Raw genomic sequence first — 17,459 nt, forward strand, 5'->3', positions numbered from 1 at the left:
AGCTTTGATCATGGTGACTGCCAAATACGCCGCAGGATACCTGGTTTTCCCGCGCAGAATTAAGGACATTTTGTCATGCAAGTGCAACGCCAAGCAGTCACGGTCGAAAATGCTGGGGCCATGCCCCGTCATTTCGTTTTTGTCCTTTTGGACAAGTTTTCGCTGCTGTCTTTTGCATCGGCACTCGACAGCCTGCGCATCGCAAACCGCATGGCGGACAAACAGCTTTATACATGGACGCTTTCAGGTGAAGGCGGAGATTCGATTTCATGTTCGGCCGGAACCGAATTCAAACTTGATCGTGACCTGGACGAACTGCAACGCGACGATGTCGTTCTGATTTGCGGGGGCGTTGACGTACAGGCTGCTACAACCAAACGCATTCTGAACTGGTTGCGGCGCGAGGCACGGCGCGGACTGCGGATCGGCGGTTTGTGCACGGCTGCTTATACCTTGGCCAAGGCCGGTCTGCTGGACAACAAGCGGGCGACGATACATTGGGAAAACTCCGACAGTTTCATCGAAGAATTCGATGAGGTCGAGTTGACGAAAGCAGTCTTTCAGATTGACGGCAGTCGTATGACGACGGCTGGGGGGACTTCATCCATTGATCTGATGCTCAAGTTGATTGCAGACGATTTCGGCGAAGACCTGGCAAATGCGGTGGCGGATCAGATGATCTATTCTTCTATCCGGACAGATCAGGACACGCAGCGCCTGTCTACACCGACACGGATTGGTGTACGTCACCCCAAGTTGAGTCAGGTCATCCTGATGATGGAAAAGAACATAGAAGAGCCGATCTCACCTTCGATTCTGGCCAAGGAAGTCGGCATGTCGACCCGCCAACTTGAGCGACTGTTCCGGCGTTATCTCAGCCGCTCGCCCAAGCGGTACTATATGGAGCTTCGTTTGCACAAGGCGCGGAACCTGCTGATGCAAACCGATATGAGCGTCATCAACGTAGCCCTGGCCTGTGGGTTCGCCTCGCCTAGCCATTTCTCGAAATGCTACCGGGCGCATTACAACACTACGCCCTATCGCGAGCGCGGTGCGCAAAGCGGGCGGCTATCGGTGTAAGGTCACTTTGCCGGGGCCATTCTGTAGACGGCCCCCTGCCCAACCGAGATAAACCAGATCGACCCGTCTGGCGCTTCGACGATATCGCGGACGCGCTCGGTTTCAGGGCTTCTGATCTGTTCGGCCTCGTGCATTGGATCGCCCTTAAGTCGGGCGATATAGTCAAACTTCAACGATCCTACGAAAATGTCACCTGCCCATTGCGGCCAGAGCTTGCCGGAATAAACCAGCAGACCAGAGGGTGCTATGGAAGGATCCCAGTAGTGAACCGGCTGTTCCAGCCCTTCTTTGGTTGTACCTTCCCCGATTTTGTCTCCGGAATAATGTGTGCCGTACGAGATAACAGGCCAGCCGTAATTGGCACCTGCGCGGGGTTGGTTGATTTCATCTCCACCCCGCGCCCCGTGTTCCGAGATCCAAAGTCGGCCACGCGCGTCCAAATCCGCGCCCTGTGGATTTCGATGGCCGTAAGACCATATCTCGGGTTCGATATTCAATTGCCCCACAAAGGGGTTATCTGCCGGAACCGTCCCATCGCGGTTGATACGAATGACCGAGCCCATAGGATTGGACCGATCCTGTGCCTTCTCCGCCTGTCCCCGCTCGCCCAAGGTCACGAACAATGTCCCATCATTCGCTTCGACCACACGGCTGCCAAAATGGCGACCACCTGTACCACCTGGCGATGCCTCGAAAACTACTCGGAAGTTCTGAAGGTTTTTGCCTGTTTCGGACAGGCGCGCAACCGCAACAGCAGTTCCTGCACCGTCGCCTTGCGGTTTTGCAAAAGTCAAAAAGACCTCTCGGCTTTGATTGAAATTGCGTGAGATCGTGACGTCCAACAATCCGCCCTGCCCCAGAGCCGCGACCTTTGGAACGCCTGAAACACCCTCTACTTGACTATTTCGCACATACAGCAACCTTCCATCCCGTTCCGTGACGAGGAAGCTTTCATCGGGCAAAATGCCAACTGCCCATGGGGTCTCCAACCCGCCGACCATTTCTTCCAGCTTGACCATCCCGGCTGAAACCGACAGCGTCTGGGCCGCGGCATTCAAGGCGCAGAGTGAGAAAGACAGAATCATCGCCGTTCTGAGCATTCTGGTCCCTTTCGGTGACAATCAGGAGTGAGTCCCAACAAAACAGATAGGATTTCAAACGAAAAAGACAGGTTTGCGTTAGGACTTTTCTTTTCCGAACAGCTTGCCTAGGGTCGTCGCCAGAACGAATACGTTCACAACTGGGAGTAACCATATGAAAAAGCTGCTTACTGCAACTGCAGCAACTGCATTGCTGGCCGGCGCAGCCATGGCCGAAGATGTCAAACTGGGGATTTTGATCGGCTTTACCGGCCCGATTGAATCGCTGGCCCCTGCCATGGGATCGGGCGCGGAACTGGCAATCGCCGAAGTCAACGAATCCGGCAAGTTCATGAACGGTGCCAGCGTGGCTGGTGTACGTGCTGATACCGGCTGTATCGACAATGGTCTGTCCACCTCGAACGGCGAGCGTATGATCGCTGACGGCGTTGCAGGCATCATCGGCGGCGACTGTTCGGGTGTAACCGGCGCGATCCTGCAGAACGTTGCCATTCCAAACGGCATGGTCATGATCTCGCCTTCGGCGACCTCGCCCGGCCTGTCGACCATGGAGGACAACGGCCTGTTCTTCCGCACCGCGCCGTCAGATGCTCGCGAAGGTCAGGTTATGGCTGATATCCTCAAGGATCGTGGCATCAACTCGATCGCGCTGACCTATACCAACAACGACTATGGCAAAGGTCTGGCCGATGCGATCCAGACGTCCTTCGAGGCGGTTGGCGGCGAAGTGACCATCGTGACGGCGCACGAAGACGGCAAGGCCGACTATTCGGCTGAAGTTGGCGCGCTGGCCTCGGCCGGTGGCGACATTCTGGTTGTCGCGGGTTATCTGGACCAGGGTGGTCTGGGCATCATCCAGTCGTCGCTGGACAGCGGTGCGTTCGACACCTTTGGTCTGCCCGGTGGCATGATCGGTGACTCGCTGCCCGCAAATGTCGGCCCCGACCTGAACGGCTCGTTCGGTCAGATCGCCGGGTCCGGTGGTGAAGGTGCAGAAAAGTACTTTGCACTGGCTGAAGCAGCCGGGTTTGACGGGTCGTCGCCCTATTCGCCCGAATCCTATGACGCGGCAGCGCTGTTCATGTTCGCCATGCAGGCCGCCGGTTCGACCAACCCCGCAGATTACGCGGGCAAAGTAATGGACGTCGCCAATGCGCCGGGTGAAAAGATTTATCCCGGTGAACTGGCGAAAGGTCTGGAACTGCTGGCCGCCGGTCAGGACATCGACTATGTCGGCGCGTCCGGTGTCGAGTTGATCGGCCCCGGCGAAAGCGCAGGGTCGTACCGCGAGATCGAAGTGACCGACGGCGAAAACAAGACCGTCAACTTCCGTTGATCCCGCATATCAAACCATAAAATCAAACAGCCCGGGCCTTGTGCCCGGGCTGTTTCAATGACAAAAGGCTGCACCTCGTTTCACGGGGACAAGGCAAGGGGATACCATGATCGTCGTCGAGGACGTGCATAAGCATTTCGGCGGATTTCACGCGGTGGATGGGGCGTCGCTGGAAATCCAAAAAGGGTCGATCACCGGCCTGATCGGGCCCAACGGGGCCGGAAAAACCACTCTGTTCAACGTGATCGCCGGTGTTTTGCCCCCGACCAGCGGCAAGGTGGTCATGGATGGTGAAGATATCACCGGCCTGCCCCCGCATGAGCTGTTTCACAAGGGTTTGCTTCGCACGTTCCAGATCGCACATGAGTTTTCGTCGATGACCTGCCGCGAAAACCTGATGATGGTGCCCGGTGCGCAATCGGGTGAGGCGCTGTGGAATACCTGGTTCGGACGCAAGCGCATCGCTGATGAAGAGCGCGCGCTGAAAGCCAAGGCAGACGAGGTGCTGGAGTTTCTGACCATCGAACATCTGGCCGATCACAAGGCCGGTCAGGTTTCGGGTGGTCAAAAGAAACTGCTGGAACTTGGACGTACCATGATGGTGGACGCCAAGATCGTATTTCTGGACGAGGTCGGAGCAGGCGTTAACCGCACCCTGCTGATGACCATCGCCGATACGATCCTGCGCCTGAACAAAGAGCGTGGTTATACGTTCGTCGTTATCGAACACGACATGGATTTCATCGGTAAAATCTGCGACCCGGTCATCTGCATGGCCGAGGGCAAGGTTCTGGCCGAGGGCACTCTGGATGAGATCAAGGCAAACGAGCACGTGATCGAAGCCTATCTTGGCACCGGCCTCAAAAACAAAGACAAGCTGGAGGCCCAGACATGACCGCTGGCATAAGTGATAACCCCTATCAGGACGACAAGGGCAACAAGGACGCATCGATTACCAACACGCAAGGTATCGGTACAATGACGCCTGCCCATCGTAAAAGCGGGACGACTCATCGCGTTGAAGGCGGCCCGTTTCTGATTGGCGACACCATGACCGGCGGCTATGGCAAAGGCCCTGATATCCTGCATGACTGTACCATTGCCGTGGACAAGGGTGAAATCGCAGTCATTGTCGGCCCCAACGGTGCGGGCAAGTCAACGGCGATGAAAGCCGTGTTTGGGATGCTGGATGTGCGCGCCGGCTCAGTGCGCCTGGATGGCGAGGATATCACCAGCCTCACCCCGCAAGACCGCGTAATCCGCGGTATGGGCTTTGTTCCTCAGACGTCGAACATTTTCACCTCGATGACTGTCGAGGAAAATCTGGAAATGGGTGCCTTCATTCGGCGCGACGATTTCTCGGACACGATGGAGCAGGTCTATGACCTGTTCCCGATCCTGCGCGACAAACGCAACCAGCCCGCCGGAGAACTGTCTGGCGGTCAGCGCCAGCAGGTTGCCGTGGGTCGCGCGCTGATGACGCAACCCAAGGTCCTGATGCTGGACGAGCCGACCGCGGGTGTCTCACCCATCGTGATGGATGAGCTTTTTGACCGCATCATCGAGGTCGCACGCACCGGCCTGCCGATCCTGATGGTTGAACAAAACGCCCGCCAAGCGCTTGAAATCGCGGATAAAGGATATGTTCTGGTTCAGGGGCGAAACGCCTATACCGGTACGGGCAAGGAGCTGCTGGCCGATCCGGAGGTGCGGAAGAGTTTCTTGGGGGGGTGAGGCCTATGAAAACCAGCCTACTCGCCGTTTTCTGTTCATGTCTGCTAGGCAGCATCGCGTTTGCTCAGAGCCTAGCACCGCAAGCTAAGCAGTCTAGAAATGGGGTGATCTTCCGTTGCGAGTTCGAGAATCAACGAACGGTCATCCTATCGGCGCTCGATGACAGGATTGTTTGGCAGGAAAATGGTTCTGATTACCCTGCCAGTGATTGGACACATATTCGGATATCGCATGACCCAATCTTGACAGTATTTGCTTATGGTGTGGGCATCGGAAGCCCTAGGCTCGATACTTACCAAGGTATCTTCCACGCTGATAAGCCCGGCTACGACCTTGGAACTGCAATCCTCAGCGAGACGCTTGTTGGGCGCGAAAGGTTGATAGTAGAGGCCGTTGAGGGTTTTTGCCAAGGCGAGCAACAGAACTAGTGGGCTTTTTCAAAGCCATTTTTGCACCCTCCAACTTCCTTCTTGTTTCCGCAATCAACTGAAGTCGCCAGTTTAGAAGGAAACGCTAGTTAATCTCGGTATCTGGCCGTCTTCAACCGCGACAACCATCTCAAGATTTCCACGCCTCGGCTGCAATCCGGTCACATTGGGCGTTTAGCGCCGGGCGCTGTGAAGGAAACGGTTTCCCGGACAAGCAGATCTGGTTCCGAGAAATCAAGCGAACCTTCTGAATGAAAAACTCTATTCAGGACCCAAGAATGAAAAAATGGATGTGGGTGGCCGTCGCCACTTTGTGCACGACCGCAGCAACTGCGGAAGAGCGTCACTTTGTCTGCGTCTCAGACCGCGACGGCAGTGAAGTGCGCCTCAAACGGGCGTCGGAAGGAGACAAGGGCATCATCGAAACCACAAGTGTTTCTGGCGATGCGATGGTCTTCAAAGGCGTTGGCAACATGACGTTTGTCTATATCCAGGGCGATGAGGTCATGACCTTTGTCGTGAACTATGACGACATGACCTTTGATCTCTCGGTCAAAGGCCCCAATGCGGGGACCGATCGCGGCGCTTGTACTGAAACAAACGCCTGAGCCCCCTTCCGACCATCTCAACCACGCATCGGAATTGACCGGTGCGTGACTGAGCCGGGCTAGATGTGGAAAGTCCGTCCTTCGTGAAAATTTTTCTAGGGTTTTTGCGCTACCAGCAGGAAAATATGACGATAAACCGCGTGCAAAACATTGTGCCCGCGCAGACCGTTATGCCATAAGGTCGCACCCGGACAGTGAGAAGAAATAATGGACTTACTCAACGCGCTTGTTGCGCTTGCCAACTTTGTCATCGTGCCTGCGATTGCCTATGGCAGTCAGTTGGCGTTGGGAGCGCTTGGCGTGACCCTGATCTACGGAATCCTGCGGTTTTCGAACTTTGCCCATGGTGACACCATGGCCTTTGGCGCGATGATCGCTGTGCTTGTCACCTGGGGTTTGCAAGCCGCTGGTGTCAGCTTCGCGCCGTTGCCGACTGCCCTGCTTGCTCTGCCCTTTGCCATCCTTGGCTGCATCCTGCTGGTGTTGGTCACGGACAGGCTGGTCTACCGCTTTTACCGCGAACAAAAGGCCAAGCCGGTTATCCTTGTGATCGTTTCAATGGGTGTAATGTTCATCATGAACGGTCTGGTGCGCTTTATCATCGGGCCGGATGACCAAAAGTTCTCGGATGGTGCAAGATTTCTGATATCCGCGCGGGACTTTAAGTCCATGACGGGCCTACAAGAGGGGCTGGCTATCAAGACCTCGCAAGGGATCACCCTGATAGTGGCCGTTATTGCCGTGGCCTTGCTGTTTTGGTTCCTCAACAAAACACGTACCGGTAAATCGATGCGTGCCTATTCCGACAACGAGGATCTCGCGCTGTTGTCCGGTATCAACCCTGAACGTGTTGTGATGATCACCTGGATCATCGTAGCCGCCCTGGCGACCACAGCGGGTGTACTTTATGGGCTGGACAAAAGTTTTAAACCTTTCGTCTATTTCCAGCTTCTGCTTCCGATATTCGCTTCGGCCATCGTGGGTGGCCTAGGCAACCCACTGGGCGCAATTGCAGGCGGATTCATCATCGCGTTTTCCGAGGTGACGATCACCTATGCCTGGAAAAAAGTACTAACCTATGTGGCCCCCGAAAACCTGGAGCCGTCCGGATTGGTTCAGCTCCTGTCCACCGATTACAAATTCGCTGTCAGCTTTGTCATCCTGCTGATTGTGCTTCTGTTTAAGCCCACGGGCCTGTTCAAGGGAAAAGCAGTATGACCGAATCTGTCAAAAACACTCTGCTTTTCATAGCTGTTGGCAGCCTCATTCTGCTGACCGGTTTCACGCAAAGCTGGAACACCGCCGTTCTGATTCTGAACATGGGGCTGATCTCGGCCATCATGGCGATCGGTGTGAACCTGCAATGGGGCTTTGCAGGCCTGTTTAACGTGGGGGTCATGGGATTCGTCGCGCTGGGCGGTCTGGCCGTGGTGCTGGTATCAACAGCGCCCACCCCGGGCGCCTGGGGCGCTGGCGGTTATGGTATCGTTCTGTCCTTGCTGTTGGGGGCTGCCACCGTTGTTGCAGCCGTACTGGTGGCAACAAAAATGCCCAAAGGCCGGGTGCAGACGCTGACAATAATCACTGTCCTTATCGTCGGCTTTTTCCTCTACCGGGCCGTGTTCGACCCCAATGTTGCCGCGGTCGAGGCCATTGACCCGGCGATTGCCGGTAACATCGGTGGTCTGAACCTGCCCGTTCTGCTGGCCTGGCCTGCCGGAGGTCTGCTGGCTGCCGGGGCGGCATGGCTGATTGGCAAAACCGCGCTTGGACTGCGGTCAGATTATCTGGCAATTGCCACGCTGGGTATCGCCGAGATTATCATCGCCGTCATGAAGAACGAGGACTGGTTGGCCCGCGGCGTGAAGAATGTCTATGGCATTCCGCGCCCCTCACCGGTTGTCGGGTACGAAGTTGAATTGCAGCAAGATCCGGCTTTTCTGGCCCGCGCCGAATGGCTGGGGCTGGATCCGGTCACCGCATCCACCCTCTCGGTGAAACTTGGGTATTCGCTGCTGTTCATGCTGGTACTTCTGGCGCTGCTGTGGATGGCGCAGATGGCGCTGAAAAGCCCGTGGGGTCGCATGATGCGCGCAATCCGCGACAATGAAGTCGCGGCCGAAGCCATGGGCAAGGACGTCACCCGTCGCCACTTGCAGATTTTCGTATTGGGGTCGGCCATTTGCGGAATCGCAGGCGCTATGATGACCACTCTGGACGGACAGCTGACGCCAGGCACCTACAATCCGCTGCGTTTTACCTTTCTGGTTTGGGTCATGGTGATTGTTGGCGGTTCCGGCAACAACTTCGGAGCCGTACTTGGCGCGTTCCTGATCTGGTTCTTGTGGGTTCAGGTCGAGCCGATTGGCTTGTGGTTGATGAGTGTGATCACCGCTGGCTTGCCGGATGGCAGCGCGCTGAAGACACATCTAATCGAAAGTGCCGCACATATGCGCCTGTTCACGATGGGCCTGATCCTGTTGATTGTTCTCAGATTCAGCCCAAGGGGTCTGATCCCCGAGAAATAGGTCAACGCCACGTTCCAATACGCAAAACCGCGCCACTAATCTGGCGCGGTTTCTTGATTCTTAAGGTTTTTCTGAATAAACGGACCCACCACAGTGTTTTTGATTTGCAGCAGGTCCCTGGCACTCACACCCGCCTATACCGTTTTAATCAATCAACATGACGAGTAGACAAGAGTAGAAAATGAAAGCACCACATCTGAAATCACTCATTCTGTTTCCGGCTATTGCCGTTGCAGTATCCGCCTGCGTCCCCAGTCCCGAAGATCTTGAGACGACGCCGGTCAAAGTACAGACACCAAAAGGTGTCGTGACCTGTCAGCTATATCGTCAGGATCGCGTGACCTGGGACCGTGCAATCGACTTCCCGGCCACGAAGATGTCGGTTCCCGAGGCTGACGCCTATTGTCGTCAGGAAGGTCAACGCCGACTGAAGTAAACGCGACAGCGCCCCCAACGGGCGCTGCGTTCTTACCTGTTGCGAAACAAACCGCCAAGGATTCCGCGCACAATCCGGCGCCCGGTTGTGCCCTTAAGCTCTTTGATCACTGCTTCGGACATTGCCGTGGCGAAGGTGTCCTGCTTGCGCTCAACTCGGGATGAGGACCGACCGACCCGGCTGCCGGAATATCTGCGGGCGGAAGAGTATTCGCGTTCGATCGGCGATTGCGCTTCAAGAACTTCGTCGGATTCCGCCCGTTCCGCTGCACTGGCCGCAGCTTGGGCTCGCGCCCGAAGAATCTCGAAGGCAGATTTTCGATCTACGCTCTTATCGTATTTCCCTGCCATCGCCGAGGCGGCAAGGATATCCCGGCGTTCGGCATCTGAAATTGGCCCCAGCTGAGATCCCGGTGGACGAATAAGCGTACGCTCGACCACGCCCGGAACACCTTTCTTTTGCAACATTGAAGTGACCGCTTCGCCAACGCCGACTTCGCGAATTGCCGTTTCCGTGTCGAAAGTCGAGTTTTCGCGATAGGTTTCAGCGGCCAGCCTCAGGTTCTTTCGGTCCCGCGCCGTGAATGCCCTTAGTGCGTGCTGTATACGGTTGCCCAGCTGTCCAAGAATATCTTCCGGGATATCAGCAGGGCTCTGAGTGATGAAATATACCCCCACACCCTTTGAACGGATCAGGCGGGCGACCTGTTCAACCTTGTCCACCAGAACCTTAGGCGCATCGTCAAACAGCAGATGGGCCTCGTCAAAAAAGAACACCAGCTTTGGTATTTCTGGGTCCCCAACCTCTGGCAGCTCTTCGAACAGTTCGCTCATCAACCACAACAGGAACGTTGCATAAAGCCGTGGGGCGGCCATCAGCTGGTCGGACGCCAGTATGTTCACCATCCCCTGCCCGTTTTCGTCAGTTCGCATCAGATCGGCCAGATCCAGTGCAGGCTCGCCAAACAGCTTTGTACCACCCTGATTCTCGAGGACCAGCAGACGTCGCTGAATCGCCCCAATCGAGGACGTGGATACGTTGCCGTATCGCAATGACAGTTGCTCCCGATTCTCTCCGATCCATATCAGCAGCGCCTGTAAGTCCTTGAGGTCCAGCAGCGGCATCCCTTCTTCGTCGGCTACGCGGAATGCGATATTCAGGATACCTTCCTGCGCCTCGCTCAACTCCAGTAACCGTGACAGCAACAGCGGGCCCATTTCCGTCACTGTCGTACGCACCGGATGGCCCTGTTCACCGAACAGATCCCAGAACGTCACCGGGCAGGCAGAATAGGCAAAATCCTCGAACCCGATCCGACTGGCCCGTTCCTGAAAGGCCTGATTCAGTTTGTGGGTCTCGCTTCCGGGAAGGGCCAGCCCAGACAGGTCCCCTTTCACATCCGAGAGGAATACCGGGACACCCGCCTGAGAAAAACCTTCTGCAAGAATCTGCAATGTCACGGTCTTGCCGGTACCAGTTGCCCCGGCAATCAATCCATGGCGGTTCGCATATTTCAACGTAAGTTCCTGCGGCTCAGCATAGTTTTCACCGCCACCGCCCAAAAAGATATTCGTGCCCATTAACATTGCCTTATTGTTCACCGATCCGCCGCCAGCATACAAAGTTAACCTTTGACTGCGATAGTCTATTTGCCTTGCGTTGCGGGGCAAACTTCCTCCCTGTCGACTGGCCGTGCCTGCTGGCACGGCCCTTTTGGTTCGGCCCCTAGATTATTATTTTGGCGCATAGGTTAAAAATTGAGGATAGCTGTTGACCCGTGTGCGCCCCTTCCGTAGGGTTTGCGCATAAATAAGTCGGCCAGTCCGACGGGGAGAAACTTATGGGGAAGGGAGCTGGTCGAACAGCTCCCTTTTTCTAATATCCGAAGGTGCAGCTTCAGCCTTCAGGCAAGAATCCGTTCACGTTCACAAAGGCTGCTCTGTTAGTGCCTGACACTGGTTCAGAAGAGTGTTAAACGAAGCAAAAAGATCAATCATCAACCCGAGGCATTCATGATCAAGAAAATCCTCTCGTTCAACACGATCGCCGCCGTACTTCTGTCCGGTGCGGTGTATGCACAGGACACATCCACAACCGCGCCTGAAGCTGGCCTCGACCTTGGTCAAGAAGGACCTCGGGCCGGTGAACAATTCGTAAAGGAAGAATTCGGAGATTGGGACGTTTCCTGTATCAAGGCACAGGAAGGTGACGATCCTTGTGCCATCGTTCAGGTTCTTGAAGGCAACAATGGTGATCCGATAGCAGAAGTATCGATCGGAAAACTGCCGGAAGGTGGTGCCGCTGTTGCCTGGGCAAACGTCATCGTACCCCTGGAAACACTGCTGCAAGCACAACTAGCCCTGTCAATCGATGGCGCGCCGCGTAAGCTGTACAACTACCATCACTGCGTTCCGGTGGGCTGTATTGCGCAACTGGGTCTCAGCCAAGGCGATATTGACGCGATGAAAGCTGGTACCAAGGCGACGTTTTCGCTGGTTCCCGCCCGTTTCCCGGATCAGGTTCTTGAAATGGACATGTCGCTCTCCGGCTTCACATCGGGCTTTGACGCTCTGAACGTCAACACGAACTAAGAAATTAATTCCGTGAAAGCCGCCGCCTTATCAACGGCGGCTTCTTCACTAAATCCGCTTCAAGGCCAGTACGGCATTCAACCCACCAAAGGCGAATGCGTTGCTAAGCGCGACGTCGACCTTTGCCTCGCGCGATTCGTTCGGTACGACGTCCAACGCGCATTCCGGGTCTGCTTCCTCATATCCGATCGTCGGTGCAATGACACCGTCCCGCAATGCCATGATGCAGGCCAGCAGCTCAACAGCTCCGGTCCCACCAATTAGGTGGCCGTGCATGGACTTCGTGGACGATATCATCAGATCGTCTGCGTACGGCCCAAACACGTCGGCCACCGCAGCGCACTCAGTTTTGTCATTTGCAGCCGTTCCGGTTCCATGTGCGTTGATATAGCCCACATCTTTTGCGTTCAGTTTCGCATCGGCTAAGGCACCAGCCATAGCCCGCGCGGCACCTTGTTTGCTGGGCATCACAATGTCCGAGGCATCCGATGACATGGCAAAGCCGGCAACCTCGCATAGTAATTCGGCGCCTCGGGCCCGGGCGTGTTCGTATTCCTCAAAGACAAAGACACCAGCTCCTTCGCCCTGCACCATTCCGTTGCGGTTGGCACTGAACGGACGGCACGCGTCTTTCGACATCACGCGCAACCCTTCCCAGGCTTTTACGCCGCCGAAACACAACATGGATTCGGACCCACCCGTAACCATGACCGGCGCCGCGCCGCTGCGCACAATCTGAAAGGCCTGCGCCATCGCATGGTTTGATGACGCACATGCTGTCGACACCGTGAAACTGGGGCCTTTTAGGTTGTGTTCCATGGAAACATGGCTGGCGGCCGCATTGTTCATGAGCTTTGGAACGACAAAGGGGTGTACCCTATTCTTCCCATCCTCATAGACGGAACGGTAATTGTCATCCCAGGTCGAAACACCACCGCCCGCGGTCCCCAGAACGACACCTGATCTGGCCGCCAGTTCGCCGTGAAATTCGATGCCCGACTGTTCAATCGCCTCTTTGGCTGCTGTCAGGGTGAATTGGGTGAAACGGTCGTACAGCGACATCTGCTGTCGGTTGAACCGTCCCTCCGCCTCGAATCCCCGGACCTGTCCGCCGATCTTGATGGCCAACCGATCGACATCCCGGAATTCAAGCTCCGAAATACCACAACGACCTTCGCGCATGGCTTCCAGTGTATCAGGGACCGAATGCCCCAGCGAATTGATCGTACCCGCTCCGGTAATGACAACGCGTTTCATGAGCGTTTGTCAGACCTTTTCCGAAACGAGTTTTTCGATCCCAGAGATGATCGCGGCCACATTGGAGATATCAAAATCATTGGCCTCAGGCTCGTTGGCATTGAAAGGAACCGAAATGTCAAACTCTTCCTCGATGGCAAATATGCTTTCGACCAGCCCGAGGCTGTCGATTCCCAGATCTTCCAGCGTGCTTTCGGGCGTTACATCCGATGGCTCCAGAACGGCCTGCTCTGCAATGATCGCGATGACGCGGTCGCTGATGCTCATGTCGATCCCCTGATTATCAGTTTGAGGTTGATTTAATCGCTCGGGTTCTGTTTGAAAACAGCCTTTTTCAATGCCTCGACGTCGCGGGCGATACGGGGCAAGCGCCGTTGCACCTTGTAAATATCTGTATGCGTTTCCATTTTGACGCCGGGATACCCCATGATCACGCGACCAGCGGGTACATTGGAAAGTATCTTGGTGCCGCCTCCGGCAATAACCCCGTCCCCGATGAAAATGTTGTCGACAACGCCGGTCTGACCGCCCAGAACCACGTTGTTTCCGATCTCAACCGAACCCGACACACCAGTCTGACCGCACAACAGGCAGTCCTGACCGACTCGGGTGTTGTGCCCGACATGGACCAGATTATCCAACTTCGAACCGTGGCCAATATACGTATTTCGGATCGTGCCATTATCGACTGTGCAATTCGCACCGACTTCGACGTCATCACCGATTTCCACCGCACCCAGCGAATGAATGCGCAGCCAGCTCTGCGCTTTGGCCTCACCCTGATCGCCCATTGTCTTGCGTACATTTTCGACGCCCGAGACTTCGGGTGTTACGAAGCTGAACCCGTCCCCTCCGATCCGGGCACCGGGTTGCGCGATAAAACGATCTCCGATCTGCGCCCGTGCGCCAATGCTGACCATTTCGCGCAACACCGCCTGGTCGCCCAATATGGCATCCATTCCCACCGCGCAATGTGCCCCTATGACAGAGCCTGCGCCGATCCGGGCGCGCGCGCCCACAACAACCAACGGTCCAATCGCGACGTCAGGACTGATTTCAGCTGTTGGATCGATCACGGCCGAAGGGTGTATCCCCGGCTCGACCCCCTGCCCCCGGTCCAGCATGGAAGTAATGCCAGCCATCGCCATACGTGGACGTTTGACAAAGATCGCAGCACGCAATCCCATCGCCTGCCAATCGGCCCCTTCCCAAAGGACGGCCGCACGAGCGGCTCCGTTGGTAAGCGCCTCGGCGTATTTCGGAGACATAGCCATCGCCAGATCTGTCGGGCCTGCATCGCCCGGTTCGGCGGCGCGCACAATCGTCAGGCCGCCATCGCCCTGACATTCAGCACCCAGAGACTCGGCGATCTGTTGTACGGTAAACTGCATGGCGGGCTTCCTTTTGGCAGGATTTGCCCTGTGCTTACCCCTGAACGTCCGGCAGGGCCACCCCTGCTTTTTGAAGGGCATCCCAAATCTTGCCGTCCCGTCCATAAACATCTCGGCGGTACTGTACTTCGCCTTTGGGCCCGATATAGGCCGTTCGATAAATCAGATGCACCGGAACTTTCTGTTCCAAATTGACTTTGGTCTCTTTTCCGGTGTTCAGAACGCGATGGAAGAATGCCTTTGGATCTTCCTCCTGTTTGGCCAGAAGCGCGTAAGCAAATTCAAAGGGCTGGGCCAAGCGGATACACCCATGTGAAAAGGCCCGAACTTCGCGCGAGAACAGGTTTTTCTGTGGAGTATCATGCAGATAGATGTTGTGCTTATTGGGGAACATGAACTTCACCAGACCCAACGCATTGCTTTTGCTGGGCGGTTGGCGCATCGCGAAGGGAAAATTGCTGGTCGTGAACTGGGTAAAGTCTACCGCACCCCGATTGACCTGCCTGCCGCTTCTATCTGTTATCTGGATATGGCCAACAGCATTTGGGTTTGATTGCAGTTTCGGCAGGTATTCCTTGGTTATAATCGAGCGGGGAACATACCAGCTGGGGTTGATTACCATATGCTCCATCTCATCCGAAAACTCCGGACTTCTGCGATCATGCACATTTTTACCGATAACCGCACGGGTTTCAAAGGTGACTTGCCCGTCATCCACGATCTTCGCCGTGAAATCGGCTTGGTTCACAAGAATTTGACGCGTGCCACGTTCCCGAGGCAGCCACCGCTCACGTTCCAACGCCACGTAAACGGCTTTCAACCGGTCTGTCGCTGGACGGTTCATCTCGGCAATCGTCCCTTTACCCGCCACACCATCGGGTTCAAGCCCATGCGCGGTTTGAAAGGCACGAACGCCCTCAAGCAATGCGTTATCGAAAGTCGGGCTGGCGGAAGGTTTCATGTAACCCATTACCACTAGGCGATCGCGCAGCTTGATAACATTTGGTCCCGTGTCGCCGTATTCCAGTTTGCTTTCGGGAACTGTTGGCCCCCATCCCCCCTGAAACACCAGCTTTTCCAAGGACAGCTTCTGCTTCATCAACGCACGGTATTGATGTGATTGCGGCGCCAAGGCTGTAAAGTAGGCCGCGCCCTGGGTGCTTATTCCTTGCAAATGCTCTACAGGGCTGCGTCGTTCTACGGACCGAACCAGCCCATCATCCACGCTGCCGGGCCGGATTACGCCCGCATAAAGCGCGTCGGCATATTCGACAAAGATACGGCTCAGTTCGGCTTCAACTGTTCCGAGATCACGCACCGAACGGGCCTTTTCCATCTTCTCCATCACGGCGGCGATAATCGGCTCGGCCTGTGGCAGACCGTGCAGATGCCCATCCTTAAGCGCCTTGATCAACGTCGCCCGGCGTTGAGCGTGTTCAGGCGTATCGCCGACCCAAAGCGGTGAGAACCCGTTTGCCCGGTAGAACTCAACCAGTTGCGGTGCCTGCAGAGTATGTTCAGCGATGGCCATCTGAAACGCAGTTCCTGGCGCTGCTTCGGACGTCGTATTGGCGACAGACGCGGTGGCCACGAAATACGCGGCAAACAGGATACTGGTACTGGTTCGGAGAACAGAAAGCATAGGATAGCCTTGGAATTCAATAGTTTGAACTGGTGATTTATACGCCGAATAACTATGCAGTCTTGCCAGAACGCTTGTCCACTCACGATATCCTTACCAAATCGCATCTTCGTCGGCCTGATGCGCGTTTGCATCGGCTACGCGGCCCAAAGCCCACAACTGCGAAATATTTGTAATGCTCTGTGACAAATGCGCAAAAAACTGCCGAAAACTCCCCCTTGAAAAGGTGAAAATGAAACACTTCTTGGCCCTCGATTCCGATTGTGCCATAAATTCCGCATCTGGGATGGGAATAATTAAGACAGTGCACGTAACATCGTGTGCAGGCAGGAACAGTACGGGACGAAACCAAAATGACAGAGAGCAGTTCCTCGGGCTTGACCCGACGTGCCCTATTGGGTGCGTTTGCAGCAACGGCAATCGCAGCAGCACCAACCTACTCCAACGCAGCGGGCTTTTTACGCGGTGGCGGTGACATCCGTCGCATCCGTATGTATTCCGGTCGCACAGGCGAACGGTTGGATATGATTTATTGGGTTGATGGTAAGTATATCAAGGACGCTGTCAAAGAAGTGAACAACTTCATGCGTGATTGGCGCACAGATCAGGTAAAATCAATCGATTTACGCACTATTGATATCATGGCGGCATCACACAGCCTGCTGGATGTCAACGAACCCTATATGCTGTTGTCTGGCTACCGCTCTCCTCAGACCAATGCAATGCTCCGCTCCCGGTCCCGCCGTGTGGCGCGCAATTCGCTTCACATGGAAGGGCAAGCAGCTGATTTGCGCCTTGCCTCCCGCTCGGTTTCGCAGATGGCCAAGGCGGCGATGTCGTGCCGTGCAGGTGGTGTTGGTCAATATTACGGATCGAACTTCGTACACATGGATTGCGGCGTGGTTCGCACCTGGCGCGGGTAACACCTGGACACTCCTCCCGGTTTGTTCAGAACTTTAGCTGACTGTATATTCCGGTCGGTTTTATCGTTTTCGTGGCGATTGGCGGCAGAGTCGCCAAGTCTGCTAATTTGAATTTCTCGGTACCTGGCAGGGTATCCCTCTCTCAAGCACTACAACTCAGCTATGGTTATTAGCTTGCGGGCCGTTGTGATGACTGCACGATCAACGCGCAAAGCGAGCTAATTCACAAGCCTACCGTTCTGGGCTCCCGACTTCGATCCAACTTTGAATATTGGGTGGCGCACCTGAGAGGATTCGAACCTCTGGCCTCTGCCTTCGGAGGGCAGCGCTCTATCCAGCTGAGCTACAGGTGCCTTGGCCGTTAGCTAACCTTGTTCCAATCCGGGTGCAACTGCAAATCGCGAT

General features: G+C 55.5%; 17 protein-coding genes and 1 tRNA gene. 11 read left to right on the forward strand and 7 right to left on the reverse strand.

The features are described from left to right. Window positions 1-75 precede the first annotated feature (75 nt). Entirely contained in the window at window positions 76-1,080 is a 1,005-nt protein-coding gene (locus I9182_RS02595; RefSeq protein ID WP_209503918.1) for a GlxA family transcriptional regulator, read from the forward strand. 2 nt (window positions 1,081-1,082) lie between these two features. Here the strand turns inward: I9182_RS02595 and I9182_RS02600 are convergent, their stop codons facing one another. Then, on the reverse strand, window positions 1,083-2,165 hold the full coding sequence (locus tag I9182_RS02600) for a PQQ-dependent sugar dehydrogenase (RefSeq protein WP_245222462.1): 1,083 nt from the start codon (window positions 2,163-2,165) through the stop codon (window positions 1,083-1,085). 169 nt (window positions 2,166-2,334) lie between these two features. Between I9182_RS02600 and I9182_RS02605 the strand changes: the two genes are divergently transcribed. The 8 genes from I9182_RS02605 to I9182_RS02640 all read left to right on the forward strand — a co-directional run bounded on the left by I9182_RS02605 (window position 2,335) and on the right by I9182_RS02640 (window position 9,250). Continuing rightward, a complete protein-coding gene (locus I9182_RS02605; RefSeq protein WP_209503916.1) occupies window positions 2,335-3,516 on the forward strand; it encodes an ABC transporter substrate-binding protein in 1,182 nt (393 codons plus the stop codon). 106 nt (window positions 3,517-3,622) lie between these two features. Continuing rightward, the gene (locus I9182_RS02610) at window positions 3,623-4,411 is read left to right on the forward strand and encodes an ABC transporter ATP-binding protein (RefSeq protein WP_209596275.1); all 789 of its coding nucleotides are present in this window, start codon (window positions 3,623-3,625) and stop codon (window positions 4,409-4,411) included. 8 nt (window positions 4,412-4,419) lie between these two features. Next, window positions 4,420-5,250, forward strand: a complete 831-nt coding sequence (locus I9182_RS02615; protein WP_209504888.1) for an ABC transporter ATP-binding protein — start codon at window positions 4,420-4,422, stop codon at window positions 5,248-5,250. A gap of 5 nt (window positions 5,251-5,255) precedes the next feature. Further along, on the forward strand, window positions 5,256-5,678 hold the full coding sequence (locus tag I9182_RS02620; RefSeq protein ID WP_209596276.1) for a hypothetical protein: 423 nt from the start codon (window positions 5,256-5,258) through the stop codon (window positions 5,676-5,678). Between the two features lie 278 nt (window positions 5,679-5,956). Continuing rightward, complete coding sequence (locus I9182_RS02625) at window positions 5,957-6,286, forward strand: hypothetical protein (RefSeq protein WP_209596278.1); 330 nt, start codon at window positions 5,957-5,959, stop codon at window positions 6,284-6,286. Between the two features lie 207 nt (window positions 6,287-6,493). Then, window positions 6,494-7,504 (forward strand): branched-chain amino acid ABC transporter permease, encoded by a 1,011-nt coding sequence (locus tag I9182_RS02630; protein WP_209596280.1) that lies wholly within the window; start codon window positions 6,494-6,496, stop codon window positions 7,502-7,504. Further along, window positions 7,501-8,814: a branched-chain amino acid ABC transporter permease gene (locus I9182_RS02635; RefSeq protein ID WP_209596282.1), complete on the forward strand. Its 1,314-nt coding sequence runs from the start codon at window positions 7,501-7,503 to the stop codon at window positions 8,812-8,814. Before I9182_RS02630 ends, I9182_RS02635 begins: the two co-directional genes overlap by 4 nt. Window positions 8,815-8,995: 181 nt before the next feature. Beyond that, the gene (locus I9182_RS02640) at window positions 8,996-9,250 is read left to right on the forward strand and encodes a hypothetical protein (RefSeq protein WP_209503910.1); all 255 of its coding nucleotides are present in this window, start codon (window positions 8,996-8,998) and stop codon (window positions 9,248-9,250) included. A gap of 32 nt (window positions 9,251-9,282) precedes the next feature. Here the strand turns inward: I9182_RS02640 and I9182_RS02645 are convergent, their stop codons facing one another. Next, entirely contained in the window at window positions 9,283-10,830 is a 1,548-nt protein-coding gene (locus tag I9182_RS02645; protein WP_209596283.1) for a helicase HerA-like domain-containing protein, read from the reverse strand. Window positions 10,831-11,262: 432 nt separating this feature from the next. Here I9182_RS02645 and I9182_RS02650 point away from each other — a divergent pair, with 432 nt between their 5' ends. Next, entirely contained in the window at window positions 11,263-11,841 is a 579-nt protein-coding gene (locus tag I9182_RS02650; protein WP_209596285.1) for an invasion associated locus B family protein, read from the forward strand. Window positions 11,842-11,889: 48 nt separating this feature from the next. Here I9182_RS02650 and I9182_RS02655 read toward each other — a convergent pair whose 3' ends face one another. From I9182_RS02655 to I9182_RS02670, 4 genes are read right to left on the reverse strand one after another with little or no spacing between them, the layout of a single operon-like run. Continuing rightward, window positions 11,890-13,098 (reverse strand): beta-ketoacyl-[acyl-carrier-protein] synthase family protein, encoded by a 1,209-nt coding sequence (locus I9182_RS02655; RefSeq protein ID WP_209596287.1) that lies wholly within the window; start codon window positions 13,096-13,098, stop codon window positions 11,890-11,892. Between the two features lie 9 nt (window positions 13,099-13,107). Then, complete coding sequence (locus I9182_RS02660) at window positions 13,108-13,365, reverse strand: acyl carrier protein (protein WP_209503906.1); 258 nt, start codon at window positions 13,363-13,365, stop codon at window positions 13,108-13,110. A gap of 32 nt (window positions 13,366-13,397) precedes the next feature. Continuing rightward, window positions 13,398-14,489, reverse strand: a complete 1,092-nt coding sequence (lpxD, locus tag I9182_RS02665; RefSeq protein ID WP_209503905.1) for a UDP-3-O-(3-hydroxymyristoyl)glucosamine N-acyltransferase — start codon at window positions 14,487-14,489, stop codon at window positions 13,398-13,400. A 34-nt stretch (window positions 14,490-14,523) separates the two neighbouring features. After that, window positions 14,524-16,131, reverse strand: a complete 1,608-nt coding sequence (locus I9182_RS02670) for a L,D-transpeptidase family protein (RefSeq protein ID WP_209596289.1) — start codon at window positions 16,129-16,131, stop codon at window positions 14,524-14,526. A gap of 353 nt (window positions 16,132-16,484) precedes the next feature. Here I9182_RS02670 and I9182_RS02675 point away from each other — a divergent pair, with 353 nt between their 5' ends. After that, the gene (locus I9182_RS02675) at window positions 16,485-17,054 is read left to right on the forward strand and encodes a DUF882 domain-containing protein (protein ID WP_209503903.1); all 570 of its coding nucleotides are present in this window, start codon (window positions 16,485-16,487) and stop codon (window positions 17,052-17,054) included. A gap of 276 nt (window positions 17,055-17,330) precedes the next feature. Here the strand turns inward: I9182_RS02675 and I9182_RS02680 are convergent. Then, window positions 17,331-17,407, reverse strand: a tRNA-Arg gene (locus I9182_RS02680). Window positions 17,408-17,459: the final 52 nt, after the last annotated feature.

The organism is Ruegeria sp. HKCCSP351 (genome assembly GCF_017872535.1).
GTDB lineage: Bacteria > Pseudomonadota > Alphaproteobacteria > Rhodobacterales > Rhodobacteraceae > Ruegeria.

Coding starts and splice junctions, on each gene's coding strand:
- I9182_RS02595 (WP_209503918.1), top strand. CDS start 76: ATGCAAGTGCAACGCCAAGCAGTCACGGTCGAAAATGCTGGGGCCATG.
- lpxD (WP_209503905.1), bottom strand. CDS start 14,489: ATGCAGTTTACCGTACAACAGATCGCCGAGTCTCTGGGTGCTGAATGT.
- I9182_RS02635 (WP_209596282.1), top strand. CDS start 7,501: ATGACCGAATCTGTCAAAAACACTCTGCTTTTCATAGCTGTTGGCAGC.
- I9182_RS02675 (WP_209503903.1), top strand. CDS start 16,485: ATGACAGAGAGCAGTTCCTCGGGCTTGACCCGACGTGCCCTATTGGGT.
- I9182_RS02610 (WP_209596275.1), top strand. CDS start 3,623: ATGATCGTCGTCGAGGACGTGCATAAGCATTTCGGCGGATTTCACGCG.
- I9182_RS02605 (WP_209503916.1), top strand. CDS start 2,335: ATGAAAAAGCTGCTTACTGCAACTGCAGCAACTGCATTGCTGGCCGGC.
- I9182_RS02655 (WP_209596287.1), bottom strand. CDS start 13,098: ATGAAACGCGTTGTCATTACCGGAGCGGGTACGATCAATTCGCTGGGG.
- I9182_RS02660 (WP_209503906.1), bottom strand. CDS start 13,365: ATGAGCATCAGCGACCGCGTCATCGCGATCATTGCAGAGCAGGCCGTT.
- I9182_RS02650 (WP_209596285.1), top strand. CDS start 11,263: ATGATCAAGAAAATCCTCTCGTTCAACACGATCGCCGCCGTACTTCTG.
- I9182_RS02600 (WP_245222462.1), bottom strand. CDS start 2,165: ATGATTCTGTCTTTCTCACTCTGCGCCTTGAATGCCGCGGCCCAGACG.
- I9182_RS02645 (WP_209596283.1), bottom strand. CDS start 10,830: ATGGGCACGAATATCTTTTTGGGCGGTGGCGGTGAAAACTATGCTGAG.
- I9182_RS02630 (WP_209596280.1), top strand. CDS start 6,494: ATGGACTTACTCAACGCGCTTGTTGCGCTTGCCAACTTTGTCATCGTG.
- I9182_RS02620 (WP_209596276.1), top strand. CDS start 5,256: ATGAAAACCAGCCTACTCGCCGTTTTCTGTTCATGTCTGCTAGGCAGC.
- I9182_RS02640 (WP_209503910.1), top strand. CDS start 8,996: ATGAAAGCACCACATCTGAAATCACTCATTCTGTTTCCGGCTATTGCC.
- I9182_RS02625 (WP_209596278.1), top strand. CDS start 5,957: ATGAAAAAATGGATGTGGGTGGCCGTCGCCACTTTGTGCACGACCGCA.
- I9182_RS02670 (WP_209596289.1), bottom strand. CDS start 16,131: ATGCTTTCTGTTCTCCGAACCAGTACCAGTATCCTGTTTGCCGCGTAT.